General features: G+C 68.9%; 28 protein-coding genes and 1 pseudogene. 20 read left to right on the forward strand and 9 right to left on the reverse strand.

The genetic code is table 11. The annotated features are described in order from the left end of the window. Positions 1-88: 88 nt before the first annotated feature. Positions 89-241: pseudogene (locus OG741_RS36095) on the reverse strand (amino acid permease); the annotation flags it as partial. A gap of 170 nt (positions 242-411) precedes the next feature. On the opposite strand from OG741_RS36095, the gene OG741_RS36100 reads away from it, so the two are divergent. From OG741_RS36100 to OG741_RS36110, 3 genes are all read left to right on the forward strand, one after another. Next, positions 412-921 carry a hypothetical protein gene (locus OG741_RS36100; RefSeq protein ID WP_405604793.1) on the forward strand — a complete coding sequence of 170 codons (510 nt, stop codon included), beginning with the start codon at positions 412-414 and terminating at the stop codon, positions 919-921. Positions 922-1,251: 330 nt separating this feature from the next. Continuing rightward, positions 1,252-1,989: a class I SAM-dependent methyltransferase gene (locus tag OG741_RS36105; RefSeq protein WP_405604795.1), complete on the forward strand. Its 738-nt coding sequence runs from the start codon at positions 1,252-1,254 to the stop codon at positions 1,987-1,989. A gap of 254 nt (positions 1,990-2,243) precedes the next feature. Beyond that, positions 2,244-3,116, forward strand: a complete 873-nt coding sequence (locus OG741_RS36110) for a hypothetical protein (protein ID WP_405604797.1) — start codon at positions 2,244-2,246, stop codon at positions 3,114-3,116. A 13-nt stretch (positions 3,117-3,129) separates the two neighbouring features. Here OG741_RS36110 and OG741_RS36115 read toward each other — a convergent pair whose 3' ends face one another. The 4 genes from OG741_RS36115 to OG741_RS36130 all read right to left on the reverse strand — a co-directional run bounded on the left by OG741_RS36115 (position 3,130) and on the right by OG741_RS36130 (position 5,433). Continuing rightward, positions 3,130-4,155, reverse strand: coding sequence for an NAD(P)-dependent alcohol dehydrogenase (locus OG741_RS36115; RefSeq protein WP_405604799.1), 1,026 nt, complete (start codon positions 4,153-4,155; stop codon positions 3,130-3,132). Continuing rightward, positions 4,152-4,385 (reverse strand): helix-turn-helix transcriptional regulator, encoded by a 234-nt coding sequence (locus tag OG741_RS36120; protein ID WP_405604800.1) that lies wholly within the window; start codon positions 4,383-4,385, stop codon positions 4,152-4,154. The genes OG741_RS36115 and OG741_RS36120 overlap by 4 nt, the downstream gene beginning before the upstream one ends. Then, positions 4,379-4,807 carry a hypothetical protein gene (locus OG741_RS36125; protein WP_405604802.1) on the reverse strand — a complete coding sequence of 143 codons (429 nt, stop codon included), beginning with the start codon at positions 4,805-4,807 and terminating at the stop codon, positions 4,379-4,381. Before OG741_RS36125 ends, OG741_RS36120 begins: the two co-directional genes overlap by 7 nt. 233 nt (positions 4,808-5,040) lie before the next feature. Next, positions 5,041-5,433 carry a DUF5997 family protein gene (locus OG741_RS36130; RefSeq protein WP_405604804.1) on the reverse strand — a complete coding sequence of 131 codons (393 nt, stop codon included), beginning with the start codon at positions 5,431-5,433 and terminating at the stop codon, positions 5,041-5,043. Positions 5,434-5,491: 58 nt separating this feature from the next. Between OG741_RS36130 and OG741_RS36135 the strand changes: the two genes are divergently transcribed. Next, complete coding sequence (locus OG741_RS36135; protein WP_405604806.1) at positions 5,492-6,256, forward strand: LysR substrate-binding domain-containing protein; 765 nt, start codon at positions 5,492-5,494, stop codon at positions 6,254-6,256. Positions 6,257-6,328: 72 nt separating this feature from the next. Here the strand turns inward: OG741_RS36135 and OG741_RS36140 are convergent, their stop codons facing one another. After that, on the reverse strand, positions 6,329-7,537 hold the full coding sequence (locus OG741_RS36140; RefSeq protein WP_405604808.1) for an aminotransferase class V-fold PLP-dependent enzyme: 1,209 nt from the start codon (positions 7,535-7,537) through the stop codon (positions 6,329-6,331). A 440-nt stretch (positions 7,538-7,977) separates the two neighbouring features. Here OG741_RS36140 and OG741_RS36145 point away from each other — a divergent pair, with 440 nt between their 5' ends. After that, a complete protein-coding gene (locus OG741_RS36145; protein ID WP_405604810.1) occupies positions 7,978-8,787 on the forward strand; it encodes a S1 family peptidase in 810 nt (269 codons plus the stop codon). 77 nt (positions 8,788-8,864) lie between these two features. On the opposite strand, the gene OG741_RS36150 is transcribed toward OG741_RS36145, so the two are convergent. Then, on the reverse strand, positions 8,865-9,329 hold the full coding sequence (locus tag OG741_RS36150) for a GNAT family N-acetyltransferase (RefSeq protein ID WP_405605962.1): 465 nt from the start codon (positions 9,327-9,329) through the stop codon (positions 8,865-8,867). 23 nt (positions 9,330-9,352) lie between these two features. After that, positions 9,353-9,880: a hypothetical protein gene (locus tag OG741_RS36155; RefSeq protein ID WP_405604812.1), complete on the reverse strand. Its 528-nt coding sequence runs from the start codon at positions 9,878-9,880 to the stop codon at positions 9,353-9,355. A 542-nt stretch (positions 9,881-10,422) separates the two neighbouring features. Here OG741_RS36155 and OG741_RS36160 point away from each other — a divergent pair. The 3 genes from OG741_RS36160 to OG741_RS36170 all read left to right on the forward strand — a co-directional run bounded on the left by OG741_RS36160 (position 10,423) and on the right by OG741_RS36170 (position 13,217). Next, entirely contained in the window at positions 10,423-11,583 is a 1,161-nt protein-coding gene (locus tag OG741_RS36160; RefSeq protein WP_405604814.1) for a selina-4(15),7(11)-diene synthase, read from the forward strand. 114 nt (positions 11,584-11,697) lie between these two features. After that, positions 11,698-12,261, forward strand: coding sequence for a GNAT family N-acetyltransferase (locus tag OG741_RS36165; protein WP_405604816.1), 564 nt, complete (start codon positions 11,698-11,700; stop codon positions 12,259-12,261). 113 nt (positions 12,262-12,374) lie between these two features. After that, positions 12,375-13,217 (forward strand): hypothetical protein, encoded by an 843-nt coding sequence (locus tag OG741_RS36170; protein ID WP_405604818.1) that lies wholly within the window; start codon positions 12,375-12,377, stop codon positions 13,215-13,217. 131 nt (positions 13,218-13,348) lie between these two features. On the opposite strand, the gene OG741_RS36175 is transcribed toward OG741_RS36170, so the two are convergent. Beyond that, entirely contained in the window at positions 13,349-13,852 is a 504-nt protein-coding gene (locus OG741_RS36175; protein WP_405604820.1) for a GNAT family N-acetyltransferase, read from the reverse strand. A gap of 612 nt (positions 13,853-14,464) precedes the next feature. Between OG741_RS36175 and OG741_RS36180 the strand changes: the two genes are divergently transcribed. The 12 genes from OG741_RS36180 to OG741_RS36235 all read left to right on the forward strand — a co-directional run bounded on the left by OG741_RS36180 (position 14,465) and on the right by OG741_RS36235 (position 26,870). Next, positions 14,465-15,400 carry a fatty acid desaturase family protein gene (locus OG741_RS36180; protein ID WP_405604822.1) on the forward strand — a complete coding sequence of 312 codons (936 nt, stop codon included), beginning with the start codon at positions 14,465-14,467 and terminating at the stop codon, positions 15,398-15,400. Further along, complete coding sequence (locus OG741_RS36185) at positions 15,393-16,328, forward strand: class I SAM-dependent methyltransferase (RefSeq protein ID WP_405604824.1); 936 nt, start codon at positions 15,393-15,395, stop codon at positions 16,326-16,328. Before OG741_RS36180 ends, OG741_RS36185 begins: the two co-directional genes overlap by 8 nt. A gap of 50 nt (positions 16,329-16,378) precedes the next feature. Then, positions 16,379-17,317, forward strand: a complete 939-nt coding sequence (locus OG741_RS36190) for a glycosyltransferase (RefSeq protein WP_405604826.1) — start codon at positions 16,379-16,381, stop codon at positions 17,315-17,317. A gap of 112 nt (positions 17,318-17,429) precedes the next feature. Beyond that, positions 17,430-18,680, forward strand: a complete 1,251-nt coding sequence (locus OG741_RS36195) for a nucleotide sugar dehydrogenase (protein WP_405604828.1) — start codon at positions 17,430-17,432, stop codon at positions 18,678-18,680. Continuing rightward, on the forward strand, positions 18,677-19,630 hold the full coding sequence (locus OG741_RS36200) for a sugar phosphate isomerase/epimerase family protein (protein ID WP_405604830.1): 954 nt from the start codon (positions 18,677-18,679) through the stop codon (positions 19,628-19,630). The genes OG741_RS36195 and OG741_RS36200 overlap by 4 nt, the downstream gene beginning before the upstream one ends. After that, on the forward strand, positions 19,617-20,816 hold the full coding sequence (locus OG741_RS36205; protein WP_405604832.1) for a DegT/DnrJ/EryC1/StrS family aminotransferase: 1,200 nt from the start codon (positions 19,617-19,619) through the stop codon (positions 20,814-20,816). The genes OG741_RS36200 and OG741_RS36205 overlap by 14 nt, the downstream gene beginning before the upstream one ends. Continuing rightward, positions 20,813-21,847, forward strand: coding sequence for an NAD-dependent epimerase/dehydratase family protein (locus OG741_RS36210; RefSeq protein WP_405604834.1), 1,035 nt, complete (start codon positions 20,813-20,815; stop codon positions 21,845-21,847). Before OG741_RS36205 ends, OG741_RS36210 begins: the two co-directional genes overlap by 4 nt. A gap of 2 nt (positions 21,848-21,849) precedes the next feature. Further along, positions 21,850-23,100, forward strand: coding sequence for a DegT/DnrJ/EryC1/StrS family aminotransferase (locus tag OG741_RS36215; protein ID WP_405604836.1), 1,251 nt, complete (start codon positions 21,850-21,852; stop codon positions 23,098-23,100). Beyond that, on the forward strand, positions 23,093-24,028 hold the full coding sequence (locus OG741_RS36220; RefSeq protein WP_405604838.1) for a GNAT family N-acetyltransferase: 936 nt from the start codon (positions 23,093-23,095) through the stop codon (positions 24,026-24,028). Before OG741_RS36215 ends, OG741_RS36220 begins: the two co-directional genes overlap by 8 nt. Next, a complete protein-coding gene (locus OG741_RS36225; RefSeq protein WP_405604840.1) occupies positions 24,025-24,711 on the forward strand; it encodes a WbqC family protein in 687 nt (228 codons plus the stop codon). Before OG741_RS36220 ends, OG741_RS36225 begins: the two co-directional genes overlap by 4 nt. Then, complete coding sequence (locus OG741_RS36230) at positions 24,708-25,409, forward strand: PIG-L deacetylase family protein (RefSeq protein ID WP_405604842.1); 702 nt, start codon at positions 24,708-24,710, stop codon at positions 25,407-25,409. Before OG741_RS36225 ends, OG741_RS36230 begins: the two co-directional genes overlap by 4 nt. Before the next feature lie 6 nt (positions 25,410-25,415). Then, the gene (locus tag OG741_RS36235) at positions 25,416-26,870 is read left to right on the forward strand and encodes an aldehyde dehydrogenase family protein (protein WP_405604844.1); all 1,455 of its coding nucleotides are present in this window, start codon (positions 25,416-25,418) and stop codon (positions 26,868-26,870) included. The last annotated feature ends 11 nt before the right edge of the window (positions 26,871-26,881 follow it).

Genomic DNA, 26,881 nt, shown 5'->3' on the forward strand with positions numbered 1-26,881 from the left:
TCGGTCGGGACAGCACCCGTGGGCGGGACCCCGTAGACGTCTGTACGGGTGCCCGGCCGCGTGGCGCGAGTTCGACGGCCGTGTTGTGTCAGGGGCGCATGTCCTGGGGGAGCGTGACGAGCCAGCGGGTGTCCTGCCGGGGGCGGAGGTAGAGGACCCAGTACACGGTGGCCGTCGCCATGATGCCGCCGGTCCACAGCAGGTACTGCGTTTCCTGCTGACTGAGGATGTAGACGAGTACGGAAGCGGGATTGTGGGCCCGAGTCGGCCACAGACAGTGACTGGGGGCCTGCGGGAATCGCAGTCGCGCGGCCCGCACGGTCTCGCAGTCTTTGCGTTGCGACGTGTTGATGGCCGACAACGTCGGACACAGAGTGGTCGCGCACAGGTTCATCGACCATACTGCCCGTCGTGGAACAGCGCGTAGATCCAAACATCCCACTCGAGTCCGCCGTTGGGACCGACCCGGCGTACATCCCAGGCCTCACGGCCCCCCGCCCTGCCGAGGCGGCAGAGGCCGAGGAGGCGAAGGAGCCGGTCCCGGAGCAGTCCGCGGAGCCGGAGCCCGACGCGGCCGCCCCGGAGGATGCGCCCACCCCCGACGAGGAGGGCGCCGCCACCGAGGCGGAGGACGAGGCGAGCGGCCCCGTCTTCGAGGTCGCGGACCGCCGGGGTTCGATCAGGGCGGACCGCGACGGCATCCGGTTCCGGCTCGACGACCAGGAGGCCGAGTTCCGCTGGGACGAACTCGGCGCCGTCGAGGTCAAGCCCGCGCGCTTCGGCCGCCGCTTCACCGTCACGGTCCACTTGTCGACCCGCCGCTGGTTCGACGCCGAGGTCGATGCCCCGGCCAGGAGCCACCTCAACGAGTGGACGGCGGAACTCGACACGGTCCTGGACGCCTACTTCGAGGAAGCCTGACGGGCAGTCAGCGTGCCCGTCACACAGCGCCATTCGACAAGTCCGCGTCCCGGTCGTCATGGCCGGGTGGTTCGTCGTCAGTCGCCGACCGCCGCATGTGCTCCATCGTCCGGCGGACCCGCCCAGAAACTCGGATCGGCGCTGCCGGGACTACCCCCGTGGCGGCTCTCGTCGGTAGCGTGAGCGGCGGTCGGCCTCGCCCATGGGTGACGGCCTTCTCGTCGTCGGCCAAGCCCCTCACGCGACCGACGGCAGCGTCCGGGCACCCGGTCTGATCTGGTCCTTCGTGTCAGTCCGACCTACCCTCGCCTGATCGTGAAGGGGGACCGGATGGACCGGAACATACGCACCGTGGACGATGTACTCAGGCTCCTGGACAGCCTGTTCGCGCCGGAGGCCGACCGCTGGACGGCCGGCGCGGCATCCTGGTGGGACGGGTTCTACGCGGACCGAACCAAACCGGTGCCGTTCTTCGTGAGCAAACCGGACGAGAACCTCGTCTCGTACCTCGACCGCGGCCTGATCACCCGCGGTCGTGCCCTCGACCTGGGCTGCGGCCCGGGCCGCAACGCGCTCCACCTCGCCTCGCTGGGCTTCGAGGTGGACGCGGTCGATCTCTCCCCGGCGGCCATCGCCTGGGCCGAGGACCGCGCCCGTGCGGCGGGGGCCGAGGTCCGATTCCACTGCGGTGACGCCTTCAGCCTCGCCGGCACCGAACTCGGCGGCCCGTACGACCTGATCTACGACTCCGGCTGTTTCCACCACCTCCCGCCGCACCGTCGCATCAGCTACCTCTCCCTCCTCGACCGGGCCCTGGTGCCCGGCGGCCATCTCGCCCTTACCTGCTTCGCGGCCGGCGAGATGGGTTCAGAACTCCCCGACTCCGACTTCTACCGCCAGTCCCGTCTGCACGGCGGACTCGCCTACACGCCGGAGTCTCTGCGCTGGATCTTCTCCGGCCTGGCGGAGGTCGAGCTGCGCCGTATGCGCGACGAACCACCCGAGTCCCCCTGCTTCGGCGAACCCTTCCTCTGGACAGCCCTGTTCCGCCACGACGCACAGCCGTAACTCTGGTGAGTCGGCTCGTCCAGGACCCCCATGTGCAGGCATTGTTCGGTTTGGTGCACGATCTGGTGGTGCGTGGGCACACCGATGCGCTGAGGGCATGACCTGCTCGGCGCGACGAGCGTGAGGGGGTTGATCGGCAGATGTCCCGGGTGGCCGGTGTTCGTCATGACGTTCTTGAGGAGGACCGAACCGGTGAAGACGAGGCTGTCGGCGACGACGGGCCGGGCGCGGCGCGCAGGGGAGTCGCAGGACAAGTGCGCGCCGCGCTCGGCTGGTTCGTACGTTTCGTGTGGAGCACCCTCGTAGGTGAGTGGCGTGGCATTGTTGTCGCGCCCCTGCGGGAGCTGGTGGTGCGCCGACGGCTCGACGGGCTCTCGCTGGCGTTTCTGGCCACGTTCGCGGTCATCTTCTTCCATGCGATTCACGTGACGCCGCGCGGTGCGGTGGTGGTGCGGCTGCTCGGCGAGGTGCGGGCCGACTTGCCGCTCCCCATCGCCCTGTTGCGTACGCCCGTGTCCTTGTTCGTCCCCGCGCTCGATCTGCCGGTGTGGGCAGGCATTACGCAGTTGTTCCTGGCGTTCGCCCTTGCCGAACTGTCGCTGGGCCGTGCCCGGACGCTGATGGTCGCGTACGCCACGACTCTGGCCGGCACGCTCAGCGTCCGGGTGATGATCGCCATCGGCCCGGGCTGGTGGGGGCTTGGACTGCCGCCCGAGATCGGGCAGGTACTCGACACGGGACCGTCTGCCGCTGTCGTGGGTCTGTTCACCTACCTCGCGGTCGTACGGCGGGCGCCCGTCCTTTTCGCGTTCACCGGTGGCTCGATGGTGCTGGAGTCCGTCATCAAACCCAATCTGGCAGCTCGTGAGCACCTGATCGCGATCGCCGCCGCGATCGTCTTGGGGCTGTGTCACGGACGCTTCCGGGCGCGTCCGTCGAGGGATGAGGGTGTGCTGCCGGACGGTGGCCGGTTGAGATGGCGGTTCTTCAACCGCGGTTCGGGATCGCCCTCAGTGCCGGAGCCTCGACGGGGCGCCGAAAGCCCGACCGCGAAAGGTCGTTGGGTGGACCTCGAACCGGCCGGCAAGGGGCGCGGCGCCGAAAGATCCGAGGAGCCCGCTGACTAGAACGGTGTCCGGTCTAGAGGTTTTCGGTTCTGGGCGCGGTCGGGGGGCCGCTCTCCTCGGCCGTACCCGGCACCGTGATGACGACCTTGCCGCGTACGAGGCCGTTGTGCAGATGCCGGATCGCCTCGGGTACCTCGCTCAGCGGGTACGCTCGCTCGACGACCGGGATGATCTTGCCTGCCTCGAGGAGTTCCTTGAGGAACTCCAGATCCTTCAGGCGCTCCGCCGAGACCAGCCCGAGCAGCTTCTGGCCTACGAATGGTGACAGCAGCGCCGCTCGGAGCAGGCGCTCCGTGCCCCCCAGCCACGGTCCTCCCTCCTCGCCGCCGACGATGACGAGAATTCCCTTCGGAGTGAGTGCGCGCCGCAGGTGCGACAACGAGCGGTTGCCGGCGATGTCGAGGATGACGTCATAGCGGCGAGTCCCGTCCGCGAAGTCCTCGCGGGTGTAGTCGATGACGTCATCGGCGCCGATCGATCGGACGAGGTCCGCCTTCGTCGTACTGCACACGCCGGTGACGTCGGCCCCGTACATCTTGGCGAGCTGCACCGCGAACGTCCCCACACCTCCCGACGCACCGATGACGAGGACCTTCTGTCCTGCCCGGACCCGCCCCTTGTCGCGGACGGCCTGAAGGGCGGTGTAAGCCGAAATGGGGACGGCTGCCGCCTGTTCGAAGGTCAGATTCCCGGGCTTCGGGGCGAGCCTCTTCTCCCGGGCGCACGCGTACTCGGCGAACGAGCCGTCGCACGCACCGAAGACCTCGTCACCGACCTTGAATCGGGTCACATTTCTGCCGACAGCCTCGACGCGACCCGCGACATCCAGGCCTCGCACAGGGTTCTTGGGTGCGCGAAGCCCGAAACCCATGAGGCGCAGCAGGTAGGGCATGCCCGTCATGAGATGCCACACGCCCGCCTCGATGCCGGCCGCGTGCACCTGGACGAGCACATCACCGTCCCCGACTGCGGGCGGATCGATGTCCCTGAGCTTGAGTACATCGGCAGAGCCGTACGCGTCCTGGACAATGGCCTTCATGGCGTCTCTCCATCAGTTTGCGTGTACTGGAACACGGCGTCGAGCGGGACCTTGAACACCCTGGCGATCTGAAAAGCCATCTCGAGGGAAGGCGAATAGCGGCCCTTCTCGATGGCGATGACGGTCTGGCGGGTCACGCCGATGCGATCGGCCAGCTGCGCCTGCGTCATCTCTCCGTTCGCGAACCGGAGGGCTCGGATCGAGTTCGTGACTCGGGTCGGCTTCACCACGGCTGAAAGCCCCGGCGGTAGGCGACGAGCTTTGCCGCGCAGCCGAGGACCGCCGACAGGACGAATGCCAGGTAGATGGCATTGGCGATCCAGAAGTAGTCCAGCTCGGCCATCGACATGCCGAGCGCCGCGACGCCGCCGATGGCGACGAACGACTGGCCGATGTGCTCGCCGAACTGGCCGATCTCCCTGTCGCGTTGGTCCTTCTTGTCGCCGTCCTTGGGTGAGGCGGTGGCGACCACGATGTTGAGCACGATCGTTGCGACGATCGCGGCACCGATCGTGTACAGCAGCGTCGAGACGTACGACACCTCGGTGAGGGGGGTGCTCTGCGCCCGCCCCAGGATGATGGCGAGGTAGGTGGCATAGGCGCCGACCGTGACCACCGCCATGATCCATGTGCGCTTCTCTTCGAACGACACTCCCGCTCCCCATGTTAAAGAAACTTGACATGGATGAATGTAGGGAACCCTTGACATCGTGTCAAGGGTTCTTAACATCGGTGAGCTGGGTCCGAGCAGGCGCTACGGGGCTCGTCGAACTGGAGGGTCTTGCGGGCACGCGCAGCTGCGCCCAGCCTGCAGCGGCAAGGGCCTATCGAGTCACGGGAGAGACAGCGTCCGGGTGCGGTGCTTCCGGACGATCAGGACTGCGGTCAGCGGGACTGGTCGCCTCGCTCCGCGTTCTTCTCCTTGATGCGGACGGCTTCCTTACGCACCTCGGCCTGGGTGGCGCGCTCCTTCTGCAGCCACTCGGGACTTTCCGCCTTCAGCGCCTCGATCTGCTCGGTGGTGAGGGCTTCGGTGATTCCGCCCCGCGAGAGACCCGAGATGGAGATGCCCAGCTTCGCCGCGACCACGGGCCGGGGGTGCGGGCCGTTGCGTCGCAGCTCCTGCAGCCACTGGGGCGGATCGGCCTGCAGCGCACTCAGCTCGGCGCGCGAGACGACGCCCTCCTGGAACTCGGCGGGGGTGGCCTCGAGGTACACACCCAGCTTCTTCGCCGCCGTGGCGGGCTTCATGGTCTGGGTGGTCTGGTGCGACGTCATGGTGTCAAGAGTATCGAGCGTGTGCGCTACCTCTGACCACGACCGATAACCTTGCGGGGTGACAGGCTCGGAAGTATCCCCTTCGTTCCGGCTCGCGTATGTCCCGGGAGTGACGCCCACCAAGTGGGTGCGGATCTGGAACGAGCGGCTGCCCGACGTCCCCCTGACCCTCATCGCGGTGTCCGCCGCCGAAGCATTCGACGTGCTGCGGGGCGGCGGCGCCGACGCGGGATTCGTGCGGCTGCCGGTCGACCGTACGGACCTCAGCGCGATCCCGCTCTACACCGAGACGACGGTGGTCGTGGTCCCGAAGGACCACGTCGTGGCGGCGGTCGACGCGGTGTCCGCCGAGGACCTGGCCGACGACATCGTGCTGCACCCCCTCGACGACACCCTCGACTGGGAGCGTCCGCCGGGACGGCCCGCGAACGAGCGCCCAGCCACGACGGCGGACGCCGTCGAACTGGTGGCGGCCGGGGTGGGACTGCTTGTCGTGCCCCAGTCACTCGCCCGTCTGCACCACCGTAAGGACCTCACGTATCGGCCGGTCACGGACGCCCCCGAGTCGCGCGTCGCGCTGTCCTGGCCGCAGGACGCGACCACCGACCTGGTGGAGGACTTCATCGGCATCGTCCGCGGGCGGACCGTCAACAGCTCGCGGGGCCGCACTCCGCCCGCGGCACAGCCGAAGCGCAAGCGCCCCGATACGGGCGGCGGCGCACGGCAGAAGCCCGCGGCCGGGAAGCCCACCGGCAAGAGCCCCCGAAGCGGTTCCGGCGGCCCCAAGGGCGGCAGGCGCGGCAAGCCTCGCGGCCGCTCGTAGCGCCTGCTCGGCGCACCGCGTGGCAAGCGGACCTTGCGGGGCACGGGGCACTCGGGGTGGTGGAGCCGGAGGTCAGCCGGTGGCGCCCGTGCCGCCGCCGGGGGAGGCCTTGGCGCGGGGCAGTGCGGCGCACAGCCGGTCGACTTCGTCGTCCGTGTTGTAGTAGTGCACCGACGCGCGGACCACGGAGGTCAGGCCCCGTGGCTCGAGGTCCCAGCGTGCGTAGTCCGCGACCGAGACCGAAACGTTGATCCTTTTCGCCTGGAGGTCCCGGGCGATGTGTTCGCTGTCGTGGCCGTCGACGGTGAAGGTCACGATGCCGCACTGCCGGGATCCCCGGTCGTGCACGCGCACCCCGGGAAGGGAGCGCAGACGCCGGCGCAGATTCCCGGCGAGGAGCGTGACACGGTCCTCGATGGCGTCCAGGCCCAGGTCGAGGGCGTAGTCGACGGCGACGCCGAGGCCGATCTTGCCTGCGTAGTACGTTTCCCAGTTCTCGAACCGGCGGGCGTCGTCCCGGACGCGGTAGCTGTCCGGAGAGGTCCAGGTCGCGGCGTGCAGGTCCAGGAACGGGGGCTCCAGACGCGCGCGGACACGGGGAGAGCAGTAGAGGAAGCCGGTGCCGCGCGGGCCGCGCAGGAATTTGCGGCCGGTCGCGGTGAGGAGATCGCAGCCGGTCTCATTGACGTCCAGGGGCATCTGCCCGACGGACTGGCAGGCATCCAGAAGGTAGGTCACCCCGGCTTCCCGCGCGGCCTGGCCGATCTCGGCCGCCGGGTTCACCAGGCCGCCCTGGGTGGGGACATGGGTGACGGCGATCAGCTTGACCCGCTCGTCGATCATCTCCCGCAAGGCGCCGACATCGAGCTGTCCGCTGTCGTCGTCGGGCACGACGTCGACCTGGACACCGTGGCGGCGGGCGGTCTGCAGGAAGGCGATGGCGTTGCTCGCGTACTCGGCGCGGGCCGTCAGGATCCGGTCGCCCGGAGCCCAGGGAAGCGAGTAGAAGGCCATGTCCCAGGCGCGGGTGGCGTTCTCCACCACCGCGATGTCCTCGCGGGCCGCACCCACCAGGCGGGCCAGCGCGTCATAGGTGTGCTCGATGCGGTCGGCCCGAGCGGCCGCGGCCTCGTAGCCCCCGATCTCCTCCTCCAGCCGCAGGTGTTCCACCACCGCGTCGACCACGGGCCGCGGCTGGAGCGCGGCCCCGGCATTGTTGAGGTGGGTCACATGCGCACAGCCCGCTGTGTCCTGACGCACCTGCTCGACATCGATCCGCATCACTGGCTCCACCTCGGTAGTGCCCGCATTGTGCCCCCACAGAACGCGCCGGCGAACGGGCCGCGCCGGGAGGAGTACGCAATAACCGTTCGGATTGCCGCACGCTCACCGCTGATATCAGCGCGGATTGAGCCAACCGCACAGCTGTCCGGAGATTGCGTTGCACTCGTGTAACAGTCGCTGGCATTAGCTGCCGGGTTCGGCCGGTATGGACCCAACAGGCCATACCCCGAAGGCGAGTTGAGCGATTGCGCACCCTTGTCACTCCGGTGTGCGATTCCACATAATCGCAGGGCGCTTGCGGACTCATCCCCCACTGGGTTCGGACGCCTTATTGCGTGCTGCCGTTTTTCGGCGCACGCCATTCGGTGGTGACCTTCCGGTTCCCGGGGTTGGGATGAGTTCGCCGTTGAGGCGTACCCCCCACGAGAGGAAGTCCGTTGAAGAGCTACCTGAAGCACCTGAGGGTGCCCACCGCGATCGGTGCCGTCGCCCTCGCCGCGATCAGCCTCCAGCCCGGCTCGGCCAACGCCGCCTCCGCACCGACCCCACGCGGTGACGTAGGCACGAAGGTCGTCGGCGGGACCAAGGCCGATCAGGGTGAATTCCCGTTCATGGTCCGCCTGTCCATGGGCTGTGGCGGCGCGCTGTACGCCAAGGACATCGTTCTGACCGCCGCCCACTGCGTCGACGGCAGCGGCCCGAACACCGGCATCACCGCGACGGCGGGCGTCGTCGACCTGGAGGACTCCAACGCGATCAGCGTCAAGTCCACCGAGGTCCTCCAGGCGCCCGGCTACAACGGCAAGGGCAAGGACTGGGCGCTGATCAAGCTCGAGAAGCCGATCGACCTGCCGACCCTGGCGATAGCCGGCGACGACAAGCTCAACAACGGCGACTTCGACATCGCCGGCTGGGGCGCCGACAAGGAAGGCGGCGACCAGCAGCGCCACCTGCTCAAGGCCAAGGTCCCGTTCGTCGACGACGCCGCCTGCCAGAAGGCGTACGGCGACCAGCTGACCCCCGGCGAAGAGCTCTGCGCCGGGATCCTGGACACCGGCGGCGTCGACACCTGCCAGGGCGACTCCGGCGGCCCCATGTTCCGCAAGGACGAAGCGGGCGCCTGGATCCAGGTCGGCATCGTCAGCTGGGGCGAGGGCTGCGCGCGTCCGGGCAAGCCCGGCATCTACACCGAGGTGAGCACGTTCGCGGCGGACATCAAGAAGGCCGCGGAAGGGCTCGGCGGCTGAGCAGTTGACCAGTTGACCACCGCGTCCCGGTGCCCGGCTCCTGGCCGTACGGCGCCGGGACGCGGCCCGTCAGCCGATCAGGGCACCTCGGGCTGCCAGACGTACCGGACGTCCGGTTCACGTTCCTCATTGCGCAGCCCGTCAGTGCGCTCAACCTCGATGAAGCCGTGCCGTTCGTAGAAACGTCGCGCCGGTTCGTTGACCTGGAACGTCCACAGCCTCAGCCCGGCCGGCCGTTGCTGCTTGGCCAGGTCGACGAACCGGTCCCCGACACCCCGGCCGCGCCACGACGGATCGAGGTAGAGCTGCTCCAGCTCCTCGCCATCAAGGACGAGGAGCCCCACGACCGAGCCCTCGGCGACGGCAATCCACGTCTCGTACCGCGGCACGACCACATGGGAAAACCAGGCCCGCACCTCGTCGTCGTCGTGCGCGCGGCGCACGGTCGGCAGCGCGGCCGCGAAGGAGCGCAGCCACACGTCGGCGGCGGCGGCCGCATCGGAATCGTCCGCACGCCGGAAGACCAGCTCGACACTGTTCACAGCAGTCACGGCGACAACGGTACCTACAGGTCATGCACCGCAGCGCGGGCGGTGGAGACGAACGTCAGGACGGACTGCCAAAAGGGGTCGTAGCACTGGTCAAAGGCTGCGGGGGCGTTCGGGTCCCCCGCGATCGACGCGTCAAGTGCCCGGTACGGAGGCCTGGTTGAGAGCCTCACATTCTCCGCTGCCTCGGCGACGTCGTTGGGCCCTTCCAGGTTGATCACCCATATGAAGTGGCGGAGCTTGCTGTACTCCTCCCGGAGGTTGGCCCGTACCTCCTTGAGTGCGGGCAGCTGCTCTGTGCGCGTTCCACCCGAGCCATAGATGTCCGAAACCTTCCAGTACAACTCGGCCATCCTGTGCGCCTGTTCAATGAGGCTCACGTAAGCGGACCGTCGTGCTTCACTCACTCGAACGATGCGCTGAGTCTTCTCGGCCGCGTCGGCCTGGATCTGCGCGGCGCGGGAGGTCCCCCGGCTGGTGACCCAGCTGGCAAGCACAGCCGTGCCGGCGGTCAACGACGAGATCCACAGGGCGGAGTCAGTCATGCCGGAGAGTGTTCCCCAGCATGGTCATTCCGATGACGCCAACGTCGGGGGATCGGGTGCAGCTGCCCCCTGTTTCAGCCACCCCTCGCGGCGTCGCAGCTCCCGTTCGACCCGACGTACCGACGACTCCCTCGTGGCCTTGCCGTCAATTCCGCCCGGATGTGTCATGTGTCCGGAAACCTGCGCTCCGGGCAGCCGTCCGTGATGGATGTCTTTCTTCCCTCAGCACGGCGAACCAACTGCTCGACCTCCGCCGTCACGAGCCTCACGGAGCCGTCGGCGCGTCGTGATCAAGCCAGAAGGGGCTCGCCCGCGTCACCTGGGGATCTTTCTTCAAGGTGGTTACTCAAGTGGCCAGTTGGGGCCCCTGCCTGCCGCGACGGGAACGCCGTTATCCCTGGTGCGGGCCTCCTCGGCGCTGCGTCCTGTGGCGGGAAGGCCCTATTGGAACGGAAGTGACAGCTGGGTACTATGCGGCGTAGTTGATCAATCGCGTGGCGTGATTCGCGCCGCTGACGACCGCTTCGCAGAGAGGTGATCACGTGGGACCGGAGCTGACAGTTCCGCCGATCTACTCTCCAATACCGCCGGCCATACATCCGAGTCATCCGGCCATCGACGCCCAGACCACCGCCTGGGCCCAGGCCATCGGTATCGGGTCCGACGAGCTGCGCGGGCGGCTCATCCAGCACGACATCGGCACCTTCGCAGCGCGGGTCCTGCCCGATGGCCGCGAGGCCGTGATCGGCATCCTGTCGGACTTCGTGCTGTGGCTGTTCGGCGTGGACGACGGGTACTGCGAGGAAGGCGAACTGGGTCGTCGGCCGGGGGAGTTGATGGCCGCGCTCCAGCGGTTGCTGCGCGTGGCGCAGAATCCGGAAGTCCCCATGCTGCTGGACGACCCGATCGCGGGCGGGCTGCGTGACCTGCGGCGCAGAATCTCCGAGCACGGCACCGTGGGCCAGACGGCCCTGTGGGTCAACGCGCTGCGCGAATACTTCTCCACGGTGGTGTGGGAAGCGGAGCACCGCCGGGCGGACTCCGTTCCCGACCTGAACGACTACACACTGATGCGCCTCGCGGACGGCGCGACGACGGTCGTGCTGCCGCTCCTGGAGATGGGGCACGGCTACGAACTCCACCCGCAGGAGAGGGACCAGAAGCCCGTACGGGCGGCGGCCGAGATGGCCTCGTTCATCATCACGTGGGACAACGACATCTTCTCCCACAGCAAGGAGAGCCGGAGCACCGGCTACTACCTGAACGTGATCCGGGTTCTGGAGGACCATTACCGCCTCACCCCCGGCCAGGCCCTCGATCTGGCGATCTCCCAACGGGACAGGGTGATGCGCCTCTTCATGCGTGTGCAGGAGCGCCTGCTGCCTGCGGCGAGCCCGCAGCTGCGGCAGTACCTGCACAACCTGGGCACGTTCATACGGGGCGCCCAGGACTGGGGCACGAGTTCCGTGCGCTACACGACCCCCGAGGATCCGGCGAACCTTCCCACGGCATTCCGCGAGACGCCCACGGACACGAGTGATGAACCGGTGGACATCCCGGCCATCTCCTGGTGGTGGGACCTGGACCTGCTCCGGACCGACGCATACTTCGCTGCCCATACGCGGCTGGCCGTATCGCACTCTTCCCTGTCCGGCGAGGGCGAATCCCACCCCGGACGAAAGGATTCGCCGGTCCCCGGTTGAGCCGGGACCCCAATCAGCCGCAGGCAGTCCGCGCGTCGCGCCGCACGGTCTGCGCCCGTGCCTACCCTTGAGTCCCGGCATGCAGGTCACGGGGGGTGTGGCTGAGGAGGACAGATGGTCGGACAATTGGACACCGAGCGGTTGGTGCTGCGGCCCTGGCGGATTGAGGACGCGGAAGCCGCCCTCGGGATCTTCGGAGCTCCCGGTGTCGCGCGGTGGCTGAGCCCGGCCATGGACCGGGTCGGGGACGTCAATGCCATGCGGCTGGTTCTGCAGCAGTGGATCGGCGAGGCTGCCCGGCTCGTTCCGCCGGCGGGGCGCTGGGCGATCGAGCTGCGGGAGGATCACCGCCTCGTCGGCGGCGGGATCCTGCTGCCGCTGCCTCCTCGCGGGGACGACCTGGAGATGGGATGGCAGCTGCACCCCGAAGTGTGGGGACATGGATACGCCACCGAGGCGGGCCGCGCGCTGGCCCGCTGGGCCTTCGACCAGGGGGCCGACGAAGTTCTCGCTGTGGTCCGGCCCGCCAACACCCGCGCGTCCGGGACCGCTCGCCGGATCGGCATGGAGTGGGTCGGGGAAACCGAGAAGTACTACGACATGCGCCTTCAGGTGTTCCGGCTTCGCCCCGGTGACTTCGAAGCTCAGATGACCCCACCAGGACGCGGCAGGCGGTAGACGTAGCGGGAACTGGTGTCTCAGGGCCGCCGGGCCCTGTGACGTGGGCCGCAGTGGTGGCACCATAGGCGCACAGACCGTATCGGCGGTCGGTACACGTACCTGGGGTACTCATGAACTTCCGGCTCCCGCTGCGACTCTTCGCCGCAGCGGCCGTGACTGGCGTACTGCTCACCTCCTGCAGTGGATCCGGAGGTTCGCCGAGCGCCTCGGCATCGTCGCCCACCGCGACGGTGACGTCCGCGCCGTCCCCGTCGCCCACAACACCGGGCCCCTCGGCGACGTCGACGACCACACCGCCGAGCACGGCGGCGCCGACCACGCCCGCACCCGGCGGCAGCGCGCCGGCGTTCAGCCTCGGGGGCTACCAGCCGCTCTGGCCGTTCGCCACGCTCGCCCAAGCGCAGGCGTGGGAACGCGAGTATGCGTCCGGCGGACACCAGCCCTGGCATCTCGACCCGGGCCAGACCGCGCTGTCCTTCACCCGGGGCTACTTGGGCTTCCGGGAGATCGACCGGGTCTCCTCGCGCAAGGTCACCGGTGCGCATGCCCGCATCGGCGTGGCGGGGAGCGGACCCGAGGGCGGCACCGCCGCGATCGTCCACCTGGTCCGGTACGGGGCAGGCACGAACGCCCCGTGGGAGGTCGTGGGCACCGACGACACGACGTTCTCCCTGACCGCTCCCCGGTACGGATCCATCGTCCGTTCCCCGGTGGCGACCGGCGGGCGGATCAGCGGCGTGGATGAGGGCATCCGGCTTCAGGTGCGCCAGCTGTCGTCAGCCGCGCCGTTGGGTTCCTCGTGCTGCACCCCGGCGGGCGGTGACAAGCAGCCCTGGAAACAGTCGGTGTCATTCGCCGGCGCCCGCGACCGGGTGCTCACCATCGTCGCGTCCACCGGCGGGCACGTCGCCGAGGTCGAACGCTTCACCGTCACGGCGGTACGTACCGGCTGACGGGCCTTCTGCCATCCCATGGCCGGTCCGGGAACAGGGACGGGCCGCGACGAGTTGTTACTGGTGACACTCGCCGACGGCCCGGCCCCGCCTCGCTGACAGCCCCCGCCCCCGACGACGCGGACGCCCCGTCAGATCTCTTTGCGCATACAGGCCCGCGGCCACCTGTCCAGTCCGTGTGCGGCCTCCGCTGCACGGATCTCAAGGAGTCCCGGCGTCAGCTCCGCTTCGGGCAGCAGCCGGAAACCGAGCTTCTCGTAGTACGGCCCGTTCCAGACCACCTCGGTGAACGTGGTGAGCGTCAGGGCATGCGCCCCCTGCGCCCTGGCCCATTCCGCGGCATGGTCGATGAGAGCCTTGCCGATCCTCTTCCCGGCGTGGTCGGGGTGTACGGACACCTGCTCGACATGCCCGTTGCCATCGACCAGGTCCGCGATCAGGTACGCGACGGGGAAGTCGTCCTGGTTCGCCCACACCCAGGCCCTGCCGTCCTCCTGATACGCGCCAAGGACCTCCAGCGACGGCGGCTCGTCCTCCGCGACCGCGACCATGTCGATATCGGCGAAGACCTTTCCGGCAGCACGCTCGATGTCTTGCAGATTCGGCAGGTCCGCCGCTCTGGCTAACCGGATCACGGCTCTCCTTCGTCCAGTCCACATGTTGGTGAAAGGCAGGGTATCCAACGTGGCGGTTCCTTCGAGGACTTGGAAAACGGACGTCAGCGTTCTGTCAGCCGGGGGAACCCCGCGTCAGGGGCGTGAGACGTTCGGGGGCGGTGTTCGGAGGAGCCCGATCGGCACGCGGTGGCCTATCTGCCCTGCTGCACCGGGCACACCCGGCGGGAAGCGGAACCGGAGTCGGGCAGGCTTGTGCGGAAACCTTTTAGCCGGTGCATAAAAAAACTATGCCAAGCCTGTGCCGGTGGGTTGCGGGTGTGCTTGACTGGCGCCAGACCTAAAGCGGGGACCAAAGCGGGGCTCAAAGCCGTGGGTCGGGGGAAGTTCAGTCGGGGGAGTGCAGGGGGGCTTTTCGTGTTTTTGGATCGCAACAGTGGTGCCCTGATGTAAGCGGGACCCGGGCGATTGCCGCGGGGCACAGATCTCCATCAATCATTGTTGGCGCGCGAGCGGGTCGTTTTGGCGATCCGCCGGACGGGCCTACCATAAACACGGGGAAAGGTCATGGAGTCAGCAAAGGGCGAGACTCGGGGCAGAGGGAATCCCGGTTCTCCGCACTTACCGTCGATCGTGTCCGACGACGGCGTGCGATGGGTCGACTTCCGTAAGACCTTACGGCCGCGCTACAGGATTGTGTGGCGCGATATCGGTCTCTGCTATCTGTTCCTGGCCGTCGGCGTCCTCGCCGTCGCCGTCGCGTCGCAGGTGTGGCCGGCATGGGCGGCCGGCGCGCTCGTCGTGCCGGCGGCCTGCTGGACCGGGTTCTGGCTCCACTCGCTGTTCCTGTTCGGCCACGAGGCGGCGCACGCCAACCTGGCCCCGCGCCGCAGGACCAACGACCGGCTGGGCGACTGGTTCGTATGGCTCCTCTACGGCTCCACCACCGTCAACTACCGCCATACGCATATGGCCCACCATGCCCACCTCGGCGACCACGAGGACACGGAAACCACGTACCACCTGTGCCTTTCCGTGCTGAACATGCTCAAGGCGGTCACCGGAATCCATGTGCTGGAGGTGCTGCTCCGCAAGCAGCGGCTCGGTGAGACCCGGAGGAAGTCCAGCCGTACGTCCAGCGGGCTGCTGGCCTCGCTGCGCTCCTTCACCGTGCATGCGGCGATCGTCGCCGGGCTGCTCCTCACGGGCTTTCACCTCGGCGCGCTGACGTGGGTCGTCGCCGTCGGGGCGGTGTTCCCGCTGCTGGCGACGGTGCGGACGATCGTCGAGCACCGGCACCTCGAGGCCTCCTGCGACGTCGACTTCTCCGTCGAGCTCCACGGGCCGGTGAACCGGCTGTTCGGGACGGGACTGGTCTCGCGCACCTTCGGCTCGGCCGGTTTTAACCAGCACCTGCTGCACCACTGGGACCCGGCCATCTCCTACACCCGCTTCGAGGAGATGGAGCAGTTCTTTTCCCGTACCCCGCTTGCCGCGGATATGGAGGCCAGCCGCACCGGATACGGCGCGGCCGTCAGGACGCTGATATTGGAGGCCCGTCGTGGCTGAGACGTTGATGGCTTGCCCCATATGCGGGGAAACCGCGGTCGAGTTGTTCGCCAAGGCGTACGACAAGGAATACTTCACCAGCGACGCGGAATACCGCTACGCGCTCTGCCCGTCCTGCACGGCCGTTTATCTGGATTCTCCGCCGGCGGACCGTCTCGACGAGATCTACCCCACCAATTACTATTCCTATGGCGGGATCGGGGAGTCGACCACTTTCACCGAGCGAATCAAGGAACGGCTCGACGGTCGCATGCTCGCGAAGGTGCTGAAGTCAATTCCCGGAGAAAAACTGCGGGTGCTCGACGTGGGCGGCGGTTCCGGCTGGCTGCTCAGCACTGTGCGCAAGGTGGATCGGCGGGTGGTGGAGACCCATGAGGTCGACCTCCAGGCCGCGGCCGCGCCGGCGGCTGAGGCGGCGGGCCACGTCTACCACTGCATGCCCATCGAGGAGTTCACCTCGGACGAGCCGTTCGACCTGATCCTGATGATGAGCATCATCGAGCACGTGCCTGACCCGCGGAAGGTCATGGCCGGGATGGCCGGTCTCCTGTCGGAGAACGGTGTGCTGCTCATGAAGACCCCCAACACCGCCACCGTCGACGCCCGCATCTTCCGGCACCGCAACTGGGGCGGACTGCACTGCCCCCGGCACTTCGTGCTGTTCACCGAGCCCGGGCTCGACAGGCTCGGCTCCCAGGTGGGGCTCGCCAAGTCGGACAGCTACTACACCCAGGGCGCCCCCCAGTGGGCGATCAGTGTGATGGCGTGGCTCAGCGACCGCGGCTGGATCAAGGTCACCCCGCAGAAGCCCGCCTATATGAACTGGGTGTACGAGCCGCTCACCGCGTTCTTCGCCGGCGTCGACTTCCTGCGCGCCAGGTTCGCCCCCACCGCCCAGATGATGATCAGTTTCAAACGAGCCCGCTGATGGCTCAGTCCGTCAGAAATGACCACGACCACAGGGACCGTAGGGAAGACATGAGCCGGAAACTCGACGAGCACCCGACCGACGCGGCCGACAGCGTGGACCTCAGCTTCGTCATCCCCATGTACAACGAGGAGGACATCGCCAGGGAGGCCGTGGAGCGGGCGGTGAAGGTCGGCAAGAACTGGGGCCGTTCCTTCGAGGTGCTCGCGGTCGATGACGGCAGCACCGACTCCACCCCGCGCATCCTTGCCGAACTGCGGGCCACGACACCGGAGTTCCGCTGGGTGCAGCTGCGCCCCAACTGCGGGCAGCCCGCCTCCAGCAAGGCGGGCATGATCGCCGCGCGCGGCGCGATGGTGTGCGTACTCGACGCCGACATGCAGACCCCGCCCGAGATCGTGGCGCAACTGGTCGCAGCGCTGGAGCAGACCGGCCCCGAGGTTGCCGCGGTGTTCGGCGTGACGTCCACCCGCAAGCGCGACGACCCGACGCGGCTGCTGGTCGGACAGGCGGTCTTCTACTTCCTGGAGACCCGGTTCGGCCGGCACCCGATCCCGCACGGCGCCAGCTCGTTCTTCGTCATGCGCCAGGACGTCGCCCGCAGGCTGGGCAACCTGACGTTCACCAAGGGCAACGTCGGCGCGATCATGGCCGCGCTCGGTCTCGACATGCAGACGGTCACCTACGTCAAGCCCAAGAGCTACCGCGAGGACTCCCGGCTGGGCCTGAAGGGTCATGTCGAGGAGGCGGTGGGATCGCTCGCGCTCACCGGGGTGCTGACCCGGTTCGGCGTGGTGGGCGGGGCGCTCGCCGCGCTGGCGGGTGTCAGGTCCCGCTCGCGGTGGTTCCGGGTGGCCGCGGTGGTGACGGCGGCGACGTCGCTCGGCTCGGTTGCCGCCGCTGAACGGTTCAACAGGCGCTCACTGCAGGTCGCCACCACAGAACTGCCGATCTTCGAAGGTGAAGCCGCGGTCGCGGAGCAGGTCTGAACACCGGCCTGCCCATGCAGGTCTGAACACCAGCCCGTCCAGGTCGGACAGTGCCTTCGGCACGTCCTGAGCCGAATGCTGCCACAACGGATTACGACGAAAGGAGGGGAACGTGCGAGTCGCGGCTATCGGGCAGGGATACGTGGGTTTGCCGCTTTCCATCGCCATAGCGTCCTCCGGCCACACCTTGTACGCGGTCGAGATCGATCCGGTCCGGTTCGAATCACTGCGGGCGTGCCGGTCGTACATCGTCGACGTCACCGACGAGGAACTGCGCAGGGAGACCGAGAACGAGCGCTATGTGCCGGTGGCGAACCTGGCCGAGGTGCCGGAGGTCGATGTCTATCTGATCTCCACGCCCACTCCGCTGACCGAGGACAAGAGGCCTGATCTCACCTACGTCGACCGGGCGTTGGCGCAGGTCGCCGCAGTCGCCCGGCCGGGTGCGCTGATCGTGGTCGAGTCGACGGTCTACCCCGGCGCGATACGCCAGCACGTCGCGCCGCTCTTCGAGCAGCTCTCCGGCCTGAAGTCGGGTGTCGACGTGTTCTTCGCCTACAGCCCGGACCGGGTCGACCCCGGCCGCGACGCGGTGCTCGTCGATGTGCCCAAGCTGGTCTCCGGCCTCGACGACCAGGCCCTCGAAGCGATCCGCACCTTCTACGGGACGGTCTTCAAGGAGGTCGTTCCGGTCTCCAGCTGCGAGGTGGCCGAGTTCACCAAGTTGCTGGAGAACACCTTCCGTTATCTGAACATCGCCTTCGTCAACGAGCTGAGCAAGGCGACGTCGGAGATGAACATCAGCCTGCGCGAGGTGATCTCCGCCGCGTCGACCAAGCCGTTCGGGTTCATGCCGTTCCACCACGGGCCCGGCGTCGGCGGGCACTGCCTTCCCAACAACGTGCACTACCTCAACCACGCGCTGAGTTCGGCGGGACACAAGAGCGATCTGCTCAACGCGGCCGCCCAGATCAACGAGTCGATGCCGCGGCATGTGATGCAGCGGCTGGCCGCATCGCTGGAGCGGCAGGGCAAGAGCCTGCAGGGCGCGACCGTGCTCATCCTCGGCGTGGCGTTCAAGTCCGGGGTGTCGGACTCGCGCAACTCGCCCGCGTTCGCCATCGGCGCCGAACTGGTCAGCATGGGCACCACGGTCAAGGTCACCGACCCGTGGCTCGGCATCGACATGGACGCCGACACCTTCAAGGCCGTGGAGTTGACCGCGGCCGAGTGCCGCGACGCCGACGCCGTGGTGCTCGTGACCGACCATGAGGAGATCGACTACGAGACGGTGCTCGCCTCGTCGAACCTGATCTTCGACTGCCGGGGCATGCTCAACTCGGCGGAGGTCGAGCAGCTGTGAGCGGCGCACCGGCGACCCTGCGGCTGACGTTCGACGGCCTGCGCCGCAGCCAGATCGAGACGCGCTGGGCCCGTGAACTCGGGGGCCTTGAGGCGTACGTCTTCGACGGCGGCGACATCGGATGCGAGGACCAGTGGCGGGTGCTGAGCCAGAACCTGCGCCACGCGTTCGATGTCGGCGCACGGCGGCTGACCCTGCACTTCCCGACCGAGAACGCCAACTGGGTCGCCGACCAGGGCGTCTACGACCGGCTGCGCCGGTTCTGCGACCTGGCCGCCGAGGTGGGTGCGCTGGGCGTCGTACTGCACGCGAACCAGTTCGTGTCGCTGGCCGACTGGCCCACGTTCGACCTGCCGGGAACGCGGGCGCGGGTGGTGGAGAAGGTCGCCGAGCTCGATGCGTACCTGGGCGACTCGCCGATCTGGATCGGCATCGAGAACATGCCCATCATCGGCGCACAGGGCATCGACTTCGACTCGGTCTTCGTGCGGCCGGCGGACTTCGCGCCGCTCGCCGAGCTCGGCTCGCAGCGGGTCGGGGTCACCTGGGACGTCTGCCACTGGGCCGTGTCGTACTCGACGCTGAGCGCGGTGGCGCGGCTGGAGCAACGCGCCGAGCCGGTAGGGCCGTTCGAGCTGCCGGCGCTGCCGGTCAAGCATCTGCACTTCGCGTCCTTCGCCGGGCACGCCATGCCGACGTGGCCGGACCAGTGCCTCGAAGGCGTACCGCCGCAGAACGGCGACATCGCGCCCGTGCTGCTCGCGGGCATGCTCGCCGCCGCGCTCGACGCGGCAGCCGCCGAGGTCGGCGAGGTCGGAGTCGTCTTCGAGGTGCAGGAGGACGACTACGAGGACCGCAAGAACTGCTGGGCGACCTACGAATGGCTGGCGTCCGTCTCCGAACTGGCCGCGCGCGTCGACTGTACGAGGAGGGGCGATGACCGAGCCTGATCTTCCGTACGCCCGTCCCCACTGGGACGCCGAGGAAGGCGTCGCCCTGATGGCGGCGCTGGAGTCCGGGTTCTGGACCAACGGCAGCCAGGTCGTGCGGTTCGAGGAGGAACTGAAGCGGATCACCGGGGCGCCCACGGTCACCATGGCCAGCGGGACCAGCGCGATCTTCGCGCTGCTGCACACGCTGGGGCGCTCGGTGTCCGGCCCGAAGTTGCTGGTGTCGCCGACTCTGAACTTCGCCGCGGGCGCGGCGTCGGCCAAGCTGCTCGGCTGGGACGTCGCGCTGTGCGATGTGGCCGCCGACGACCTCACGCTCTGCCCGGCGAGCCTCGGTGACCTGCTGGAGCGCGTACACGGCGACTACGCCAAGATCGTGGTGCTGCCGGTGCATTACGCGGGCCACAGCGCCGACATGGCCGCGCTGTCCGCGCAGTGCGAGCGCTACGGCGCGGACCTGGTCGAGGACGCCTGCCACGCGGTCGGCGGTTCCTACGACGGCGTGCTGCCGGTGGGATCATGGCCGGCCTCGGTCGCCGCGTACTTCAGCTTCCACCCGACCAAGCCGATCGCCGCAGGCGAGGGCGGCGCGGTGAGCACGGCGGACCCGGACCTTCTCGACAGGCTGCGCCTGGTGCGCAACCACAACATGTCGCCCGTCGACGCGCACACCGACGACCACGGTCCATGGCCGTACTCGATCACGGCGCCCGGAATGAACCTGCGCCTGTCGGAGTTCAACGCGGCCGTCGGAGCGGTGCAGGCAGGAAGGGCCGAGGAGTCCCGGCTGGAGCGGGCCCGGCTGGTGGCGTGCTACCAGGAGAGGCTGCACGCACTGCCGTTCGTACGAGCCGTACCACGGCAGCAACGCGCCGGGTCCGCGCACCACTTGTTCCCCGTCGTCTTCGACGTCGAGGGCCTCGGCACGTCGAAGAAGGACCTGCTGGGCACCTTCTTCTCCCGGGGGATCCGCTGCCAGGTGCACTACACCCCGCTGCACCGGCTGCCTGCCTTCGCCGGCATCGCGCCGCGGCTGAGGACGTCGTTCACCGCCATGGACGCCGCCTTTCCCGGACTGGTCTCGCTGCCGCTGTGGCGCGGGATGACCGACGGCGACTGCGACCGAGTCATCGGCGTCGTCACCGAGATCGTGCACCGATCGACTCGAGCATTGGGAAGGTCATGAGCGAACAGCACACTGGGCCGCGCACTTTGATAACCGGAGGATTCGGCTTCCTGGCGACCTGGGTCGCCGCCGGTCTGATCCGGTCGGGCCACCGGGTCGTCCTCGTAGACAACCGGGAGCCGGAAGGCACGCCGATCTGGCTGTCCGGGCTGCTGGACGACCCCGCGGTGGAGACCGGCAGGGCCGACATCACCGAGCGCGGGTCGCTCGACCAGTTCGGCGAGGTCGAATATGTCGTACACGCCGCGGCACTGCTCGGGGTGAACAAGGTGCGCAGCGCGCCCCGTGAAACCCTGCGCGTCAACATCGACGGCACCGCCGTCGCCCTGGACTACGCCGCACGCATGCCGGGGCTGCGCCGCTTCCTGCTGCTGAGCACCAGCGAGGTGTACGGCAGCGATGCCAAGGGCGCCGAGGAGAGCGAGTGGCTGTCGGTGCGGACCGGCGACCCGCGCTGGGGCTACGCGGTCAGCAAGGTCACCGCGGAGTCGATGACGGCGGCCTATGGCACCGAGGACAAGCTGCCGTTCGCGATCGTGCGGCCGTTCAATGTCTACGGCCCGCTCAGGACCGGCGCGTACGCCGTGGGAATCCTGGCCGCGCAGGCGGTGGCCGGGCAGCCGATCACCGTGCACGGCGACGGCTCGCAGTCGCGGGCCTGGTGCCACGCCGAGGACTTCGCCGCCGGCCTGATCCGCTGCCTGCACGCGCCCGAGGCCATCGGTGAGGCCTTCAACATCGGTGACGACACCAACGACCTGACGGTGGCCGAACTGGCCAGGCTGACCAGCGATCTGAGCGGAACCAAGGCCCGGATCCAGCAGATCCCGCACACCGGCCCGGACATCCAGTCGCGCAAGCCGGACCTGACCAAGGCCCGCAAGCTGCTGGGCTACGAGCCGGTGCGCGACCTGGAGGCGGGACTGCGGGAGACGATCGAGTGGGTCCGCGGCGGCTCCGGCGAACTGCCGCTGCGCCTCGAGCGCACCGACTGGCCGCAGTGGGCTGCCGACGGAGTGGGTGTCCGGTAGCCGTGATCCATGACCAGGCAGAGATGTCCGACCTGTGGTACGCGCCTGTGCCGCGTCGTCCGGTCGGCTACCTCCATCCGTCCCGCATGACGGCGGGCCGCTTCGCCGCGACGGCGTGCGCGGCGGCCCGGCCGCGGCACGCGCGGACGGGCCTCGCCGCCCGGCTGCGCGAGCATGCGGGACGGAACCGGTGTGTCCTCACCGCGAGCGGGCGCGCCGCGCTCGAACTCGCGGTGCGGCAGACCGGTGCCGCCGAGGTCGTGATGTCCACGTTCAACTGCCCCGCCGTTGCGGATGCCGTGCTCGCGGCGGGTGCGCGACCGGTGCTGGTCGACCTCGACCACGTAGAAGGTCCCGCGTTCACCTCGGTGGACCTCGACGGTCGTGCGGTCGTGCTGACCAACGCACTCGGCCTGGACGAGTGGCGGGCACACGCGGAGCGGATCGAAGAGCTCGGAGGCAGGGTGGTGCTCGACCTGGCACAGGCGAGCGTCGCGCCCAGGGTGCTGCGCCGGTTCCGCGACGCGGCCTGCCCGATCGTGCTCAGCTTCGGCGAGGGCAAGCAGCTCGGCGGACTCGGCGGCGGCGCGTTGCTCACCCCGGCTCAGCACACCTCGGCGCCGGTCGCCGGCGCCGGCGGGCTGCGGCGTGGCGGTGAGCTGGCTCCCCTGCGGCGGGCTGTGGTGGAGCGGATCGTGGCGCACGCTCCGGGTGCCGTACGGGCCGCTGTCCAGCGCGGGCAGTCCCGCACGCCCGGCTGGTCGTACACCAAGGCCGACCACCTGCCGACCGAGGCGGGTCAGGTCACCCAGGGCGGGCCGTCCCGCTGGGAGGTCGCGTCGGCGGCCGCCCTGCTGCGGACCGCTTCCTCCGTCGCGGACGAGGCCGCGCTCACCCATGAGCGGGTCCGCTCCGCGGTCGCCGCCGAGTTGACGACCTGTCAGCCGGTGGCCGCCAACCCCGACTTCGGGCCGGGTATCGAGCTCGTGTTCCGGCGTCCCGGGCAGCGGTTTCTGTTCGCGAGGGCGCTTGCCGAGCGCGGCGTTCCGAGCACGTGGAACTACTACCCGCTGCACAGGCTGGCCCCGTACGCCGCCTTCGCGGCGGGATCGATGGCGGGAGCGGATGCGCTGTGGCCGCGGGTGCTGACCGTGGCCAAGCAGCCGCAGCCGCGGCTCACGGCGCAGCTCCTGGTGGAGGCGATGGTCGCGGTCGACCGTTTCGTGCGGGAGCAGGAGGCAGGCCGTGACTGATCTCCGTGAGAAGAACTCCGCGTCGGCGCTGTCGGAGTCCGCATGGGACGCCCGGCTGGAAGCCGCGCGCGCCGAACTGCCCTTCGCGCGGCGGTCCTGGCTCACGCTCGGCCTCGCGGACTCGCCGGACCTGCGGTTCGTGCCGACAGCGGTGCGGTGGGGGCACACGGGCGAGCTGCTGCTGCCGCTGTGCGTGTCCGGCCGGCGGGCGCAGATCGGCTGCTACGGCTACGGATCGGTGGCCGTGTCCGCCGACTGGCGGGGCGAACTGCCGGGCTTTGCAGACCTTGCCGAGGTCGTGTGCCGGGACCACAGTCTCGCCGAACTGTCCACACTGATCCCTCCGGCCGACGCTTCGCCCGGCCTGGAACGGCAGTTGGGGCACTGGCCCACCCGGCCCGGCAGGAACACCCACCTCCTCGACCTCACCGAGGGCGCGGACGCGGTGTGGAAAGCGGCCAAGGGCAGCTCCCGCACCGCCGTCCGGCGGGCGGGCGCGCTCGGCCTCGTCGCGTCGGCCGCGCTGCCCGCGCACGGGGACGACCTGCTGCGGCTGCACCGGCAGACTCTCGGACGCAACGGTGTCGCATCCGCCTACAGCGCATCGGACATCGCGTTCCTCCTCGACGGCGACCAGGCCGTCACCACCGTCGTCGCCGACGACGACGCGGTCCTTGCCGCGTCCGTGTTCGCCGTGGGCACGGCGGGCGCGTACCACCTCATGCAACTGACCTGCGAGCGCGGGCGAAAGGCCAACGCGGGGCATCTGGCCTTCTGGTCCGCCCTCACGGCGCTGGCCGGCCGCGGCATCGGCACGGTCGACCTCGGCGCGGCGGTGGGCGACGGGCAGGAGAAGTTCAAGGCGGGCTGGGGCGCGTTCGCCGCGGCCACCCGTGTCGTCCACTGGCAGTACGGGGAGGCGCGATGATCATCAGCGCGCACCAGCCCGCCTACCTGCCGTGGCTGGGGTACTTCGCCAAAATCGCTGCCTCGGACCTGTTCGTGCTGCACGACCGCAGCCGGATCGGCCGGCGGAACATGCTCAACCGCAACAAGATCGGCGGCCCGGGCGGCGAACAGCTGCTGACCATTCCGCTGTCGCACGAGGACCTGCGGGCCGAGCGGCCGATCGACGAAGTGCGGCTGGTCGACGACGGCTGGCGGCGCAGGCACTGGAAGGCCATTCAGATGGCCTACCGCCGGGCGCCCCACTTCAGGCTGCACGCCGAGTTCCTGGAGACCTACTACGCCACCGAGTTCGCCACGCTCAACGAGGTGTGCCTGCCGTTCATCGACTACTGCCTCGAACAGCTCAAGATCGACAGCCCGGTGCACCGGATCTCGAAGCTGGAGCTGCCCGAGTTCGACCGCCAGACGATCATCCCGCTGCTGTGCGAGAAGTACGGCGCCGACGCCTTCATCGCGGGGCCGCAGGCGACGAACTACCTGGACACCACGGGCCTGGACGGCATCCGCATCGAGTACTTCCACTACGCGCACCCGGTGTACCCGCAGGCGCGCGACGGCTTCCAGTCGCACCTGTCGGTGCTTGACCTGTTGATGCACTGCGGGCCGGAAAGTGCCGACATCGTCAGGGGGACCCCATCATGAGCACGGTGCTCGCCGTCGTCGCGCATCCCGACGACGAGGTGATCGGCCCGGGCGGCACGCTCGCCAAGCACGCCAAGGCCGGCGACGAGGTACACGTACTGATCCTCGCCGAGGGCAAGACGTCACGGGCGGACGACCCCGATCCCGAGGCCAGCGCTGCACTGTCGGCACACGAGACGGAAGCGTCCTGCGCGGTGCTGGGGAGCACCGGAGTGCACCGGCTCGACCTCGCCGACAACCAGCTCGACACCTACCCGCTGCTCACTCTCGCCCAGCAGGTCGGCGCCGTCGTCGAACAGCTGGCCCCGCACACCGTCTACACCCACCACAGCGGCGACCTCAACATCGACCACGAACTGACCGCCCGCGCCTGCATGATCGCGTGCCGGCCGCACGCGAGCACGGTGCGCTGGCTGCTCGGCTTCTCCACCCTGTCGGCCACCGACGCGGGCTACGCGGGCCGCGAACCGTTCGTGCCGGCCGTGTACAGCGACATCACCGACACGCTGGCGTACAAGCTCGACGCGATGCGCTGCTACGCGTCGGAACTGCGGGAATTCCCGCATCCGCGCTCACTCAAGGCCATCGGCCTGCAGGCCGAACTGTTCGGCGCGCACGCGAACACCGCCGCGGCGGAGGCGTTCAGCGTGCTGCGCGGGACCTGGGACACACACATCAACCAGTCGAAGGAGGTGTGACCGCTCGTGACCGGTCACGTGGTGCTGCCGGCGCCGACAAAGGTGAAGACCCATCCGTTCATGGTGTGGGGGGAGCGCGTCGAGCCCGACGGCGACCCCCGCGTACTGGAGTTCCCCAACGGCGCCAAGGCCGCGGTCCCGCGGCTGACCCGGGCGCTCGTCGATCGGCTGCACAACCCGCCGACCGACCTCGCCGAGACCCCGCTGCAGGAGATCGTCGCCTATCTCAACCGGATCGGGCACCTGTGGAACAACGAGGAGTACGCGCGCCGCAGGCTCTACGTCCGCGAGCTGAAGCGGATGCACGGCTACTCCCAGCAGATGGCCGACGCCGAGGCCGACCTGATCTCGGCGACGCTGCGCGCGCACGGGCAGCTGCACGACATGGTGGCCGTCGAGCTCGGCCACCGGCAGATCATGGACCGCTGGATCCCCCGTGAGGACGCCGAGGTGCGCGCGTATCCGCGTGGCCGCAGCGTGCACATCCTGCCGGGCAACGTCCCGTACTCGACGACGGTTTCGCTGGTCCGCGCGCTGCTGACCAAGAACACCTCGGTGCTCAAGTACGCCGCGGGCGAGCCCGCCACCGCGGTCGTGCTGGCGCAGAGCTTCACCGACATTGACCCCGACCACCCGGTGACCAGGTCGGTGAGCGCGGTGTTCTGGGAGCGCGACAGCGACCTGGGCAAGGAGATCCTCGGCAGCGCCGACGTGATCTGCGCCTGGGGCGGTGCCGAGGCGGTGCACGCCGCGTACCGGAACTGCTCGTCCGAGGCGATCGTGGTCCCCTACGGCCCCCGGCGCAGCTTCACCGTCGTCGGCAAGGACGCCGACATGGCGCGGGCGACCCGCGGCATCGCGCACGACGCGTCGATGTACGAACAGCGCGCCTGCTTCTCCACCCACCAGGTGTTCACCGACGCCGACCCCGAGGAGTTCGCCGACCGGCTGCAGGCTGAGCTGGTGCGCTACGAGGACATGCTGCCGCGCACATCGGTCACCGCCGACGAGGCCGCGCAGGCGTCGATGGAGGTCGCCGCCCAGCAGTACCTCGGGCAGCGGGTCCGTACCGGCTCCTGGGGGTCGATCCTGATCACCGACCCGGCCACCGTCACCGAACTGCCCAGCGCCCGGACGGTGTTCGTGCATCAGGTCGCCGACCTGGCCGAAGTGGCGAAGTGGGTCGACCCGACGGTGCAGACCATCGGTCTTGCGCCGTGGTCGCTGCACGAACAGCTGCGGCACGAGCTGGCCCGGCGTGGCGCGTGCCGGTTCGTCGAGGCCGGCCTTTCGCCGTTCTTCCGGCTCGGCGGCTCCCACGACGGCCTCCAGCCGCTGCAGATGATGACCCGGATGGTCTCGGTGGAGGCCCCGCGGCTCAACTACGGCAAGGGAATGGTCGTGCCGATCGATCAGTCCGAGTTCCTGGAGCACCGCCGCCTGCGCGACCTGCTCATGTGACGGCCCGCGGC

Source organism: Streptomyces sp. NBC_01410, from assembly GCF_045040195.1.
Taxonomy (GTDB): Bacteria; Actinomycetota; Actinomycetes; order Streptomycetales; family Streptomycetaceae; genus Streptomyces.

Excerpts from the sequence above, each read along its gene's own strand:
- OG741_RS36105 (WP_405604795.1), top strand. The coding sequence starts at position 1,252 with ATGGACCGGAACATACGCACCGTGGACGATGTACTCAGGCTCCTGGAC.
- OG741_RS36115 (WP_405604799.1), bottom strand. The coding sequence starts at position 4,155 with ATGAAGGCCATTGTCCAGGACGCGTACGGCTCTGCCGATGTACTCAAG.
- OG741_RS36130 (WP_405604804.1), bottom strand. The coding sequence starts at position 5,433 with ATGACGTCGCACCAGACCACCCAGACCATGAAGCCCGCCACGGCGGCG.
- OG741_RS36140 (WP_405604808.1), bottom strand. The coding sequence starts at position 7,537 with ATGCGGATCGATGTCGAGCAGGTGCGTCAGGACACAGCGGGCTGTGCG.
- OG741_RS36155 (WP_405604812.1), bottom strand. The coding sequence starts at position 9,880 with ATGACTGACTCCGCCCTGTGGATCTCGTCGTTGACCGCCGGCACGGCT.
- OG741_RS36165 (WP_405604816.1), top strand. The coding sequence starts at position 11,698 with ATGGTCGGACAATTGGACACCGAGCGGTTGGTGCTGCGGCCCTGGCGG.
- OG741_RS36170 (WP_405604818.1), top strand. The coding sequence starts at position 12,375 with ATGAACTTCCGGCTCCCGCTGCGACTCTTCGCCGCAGCGGCCGTGACT.
- OG741_RS36190 (WP_405604826.1), top strand. The coding sequence starts at position 16,379 with ATGAGCCGGAAACTCGACGAGCACCCGACCGACGCGGCCGACAGCGTG.
- OG741_RS36205 (WP_405604832.1), top strand. The coding sequence starts at position 19,617 with ATGACCGAGCCTGATCTTCCGTACGCCCGTCCCCACTGGGACGCCGAG.
- OG741_RS36210 (WP_405604834.1), top strand. The coding sequence starts at position 20,813 with ATGAGCGAACAGCACACTGGGCCGCGCACTTTGATAACCGGAGGATTC.
- OG741_RS36225 (WP_405604840.1), top strand. The coding sequence starts at position 24,025 with ATGATCATCAGCGCGCACCAGCCCGCCTACCTGCCGTGGCTGGGGTAC.
- OG741_RS36230 (WP_405604842.1), top strand. The coding sequence starts at position 24,708 with ATGAGCACGGTGCTCGCCGTCGTCGCGCATCCCGACGACGAGGTGATC.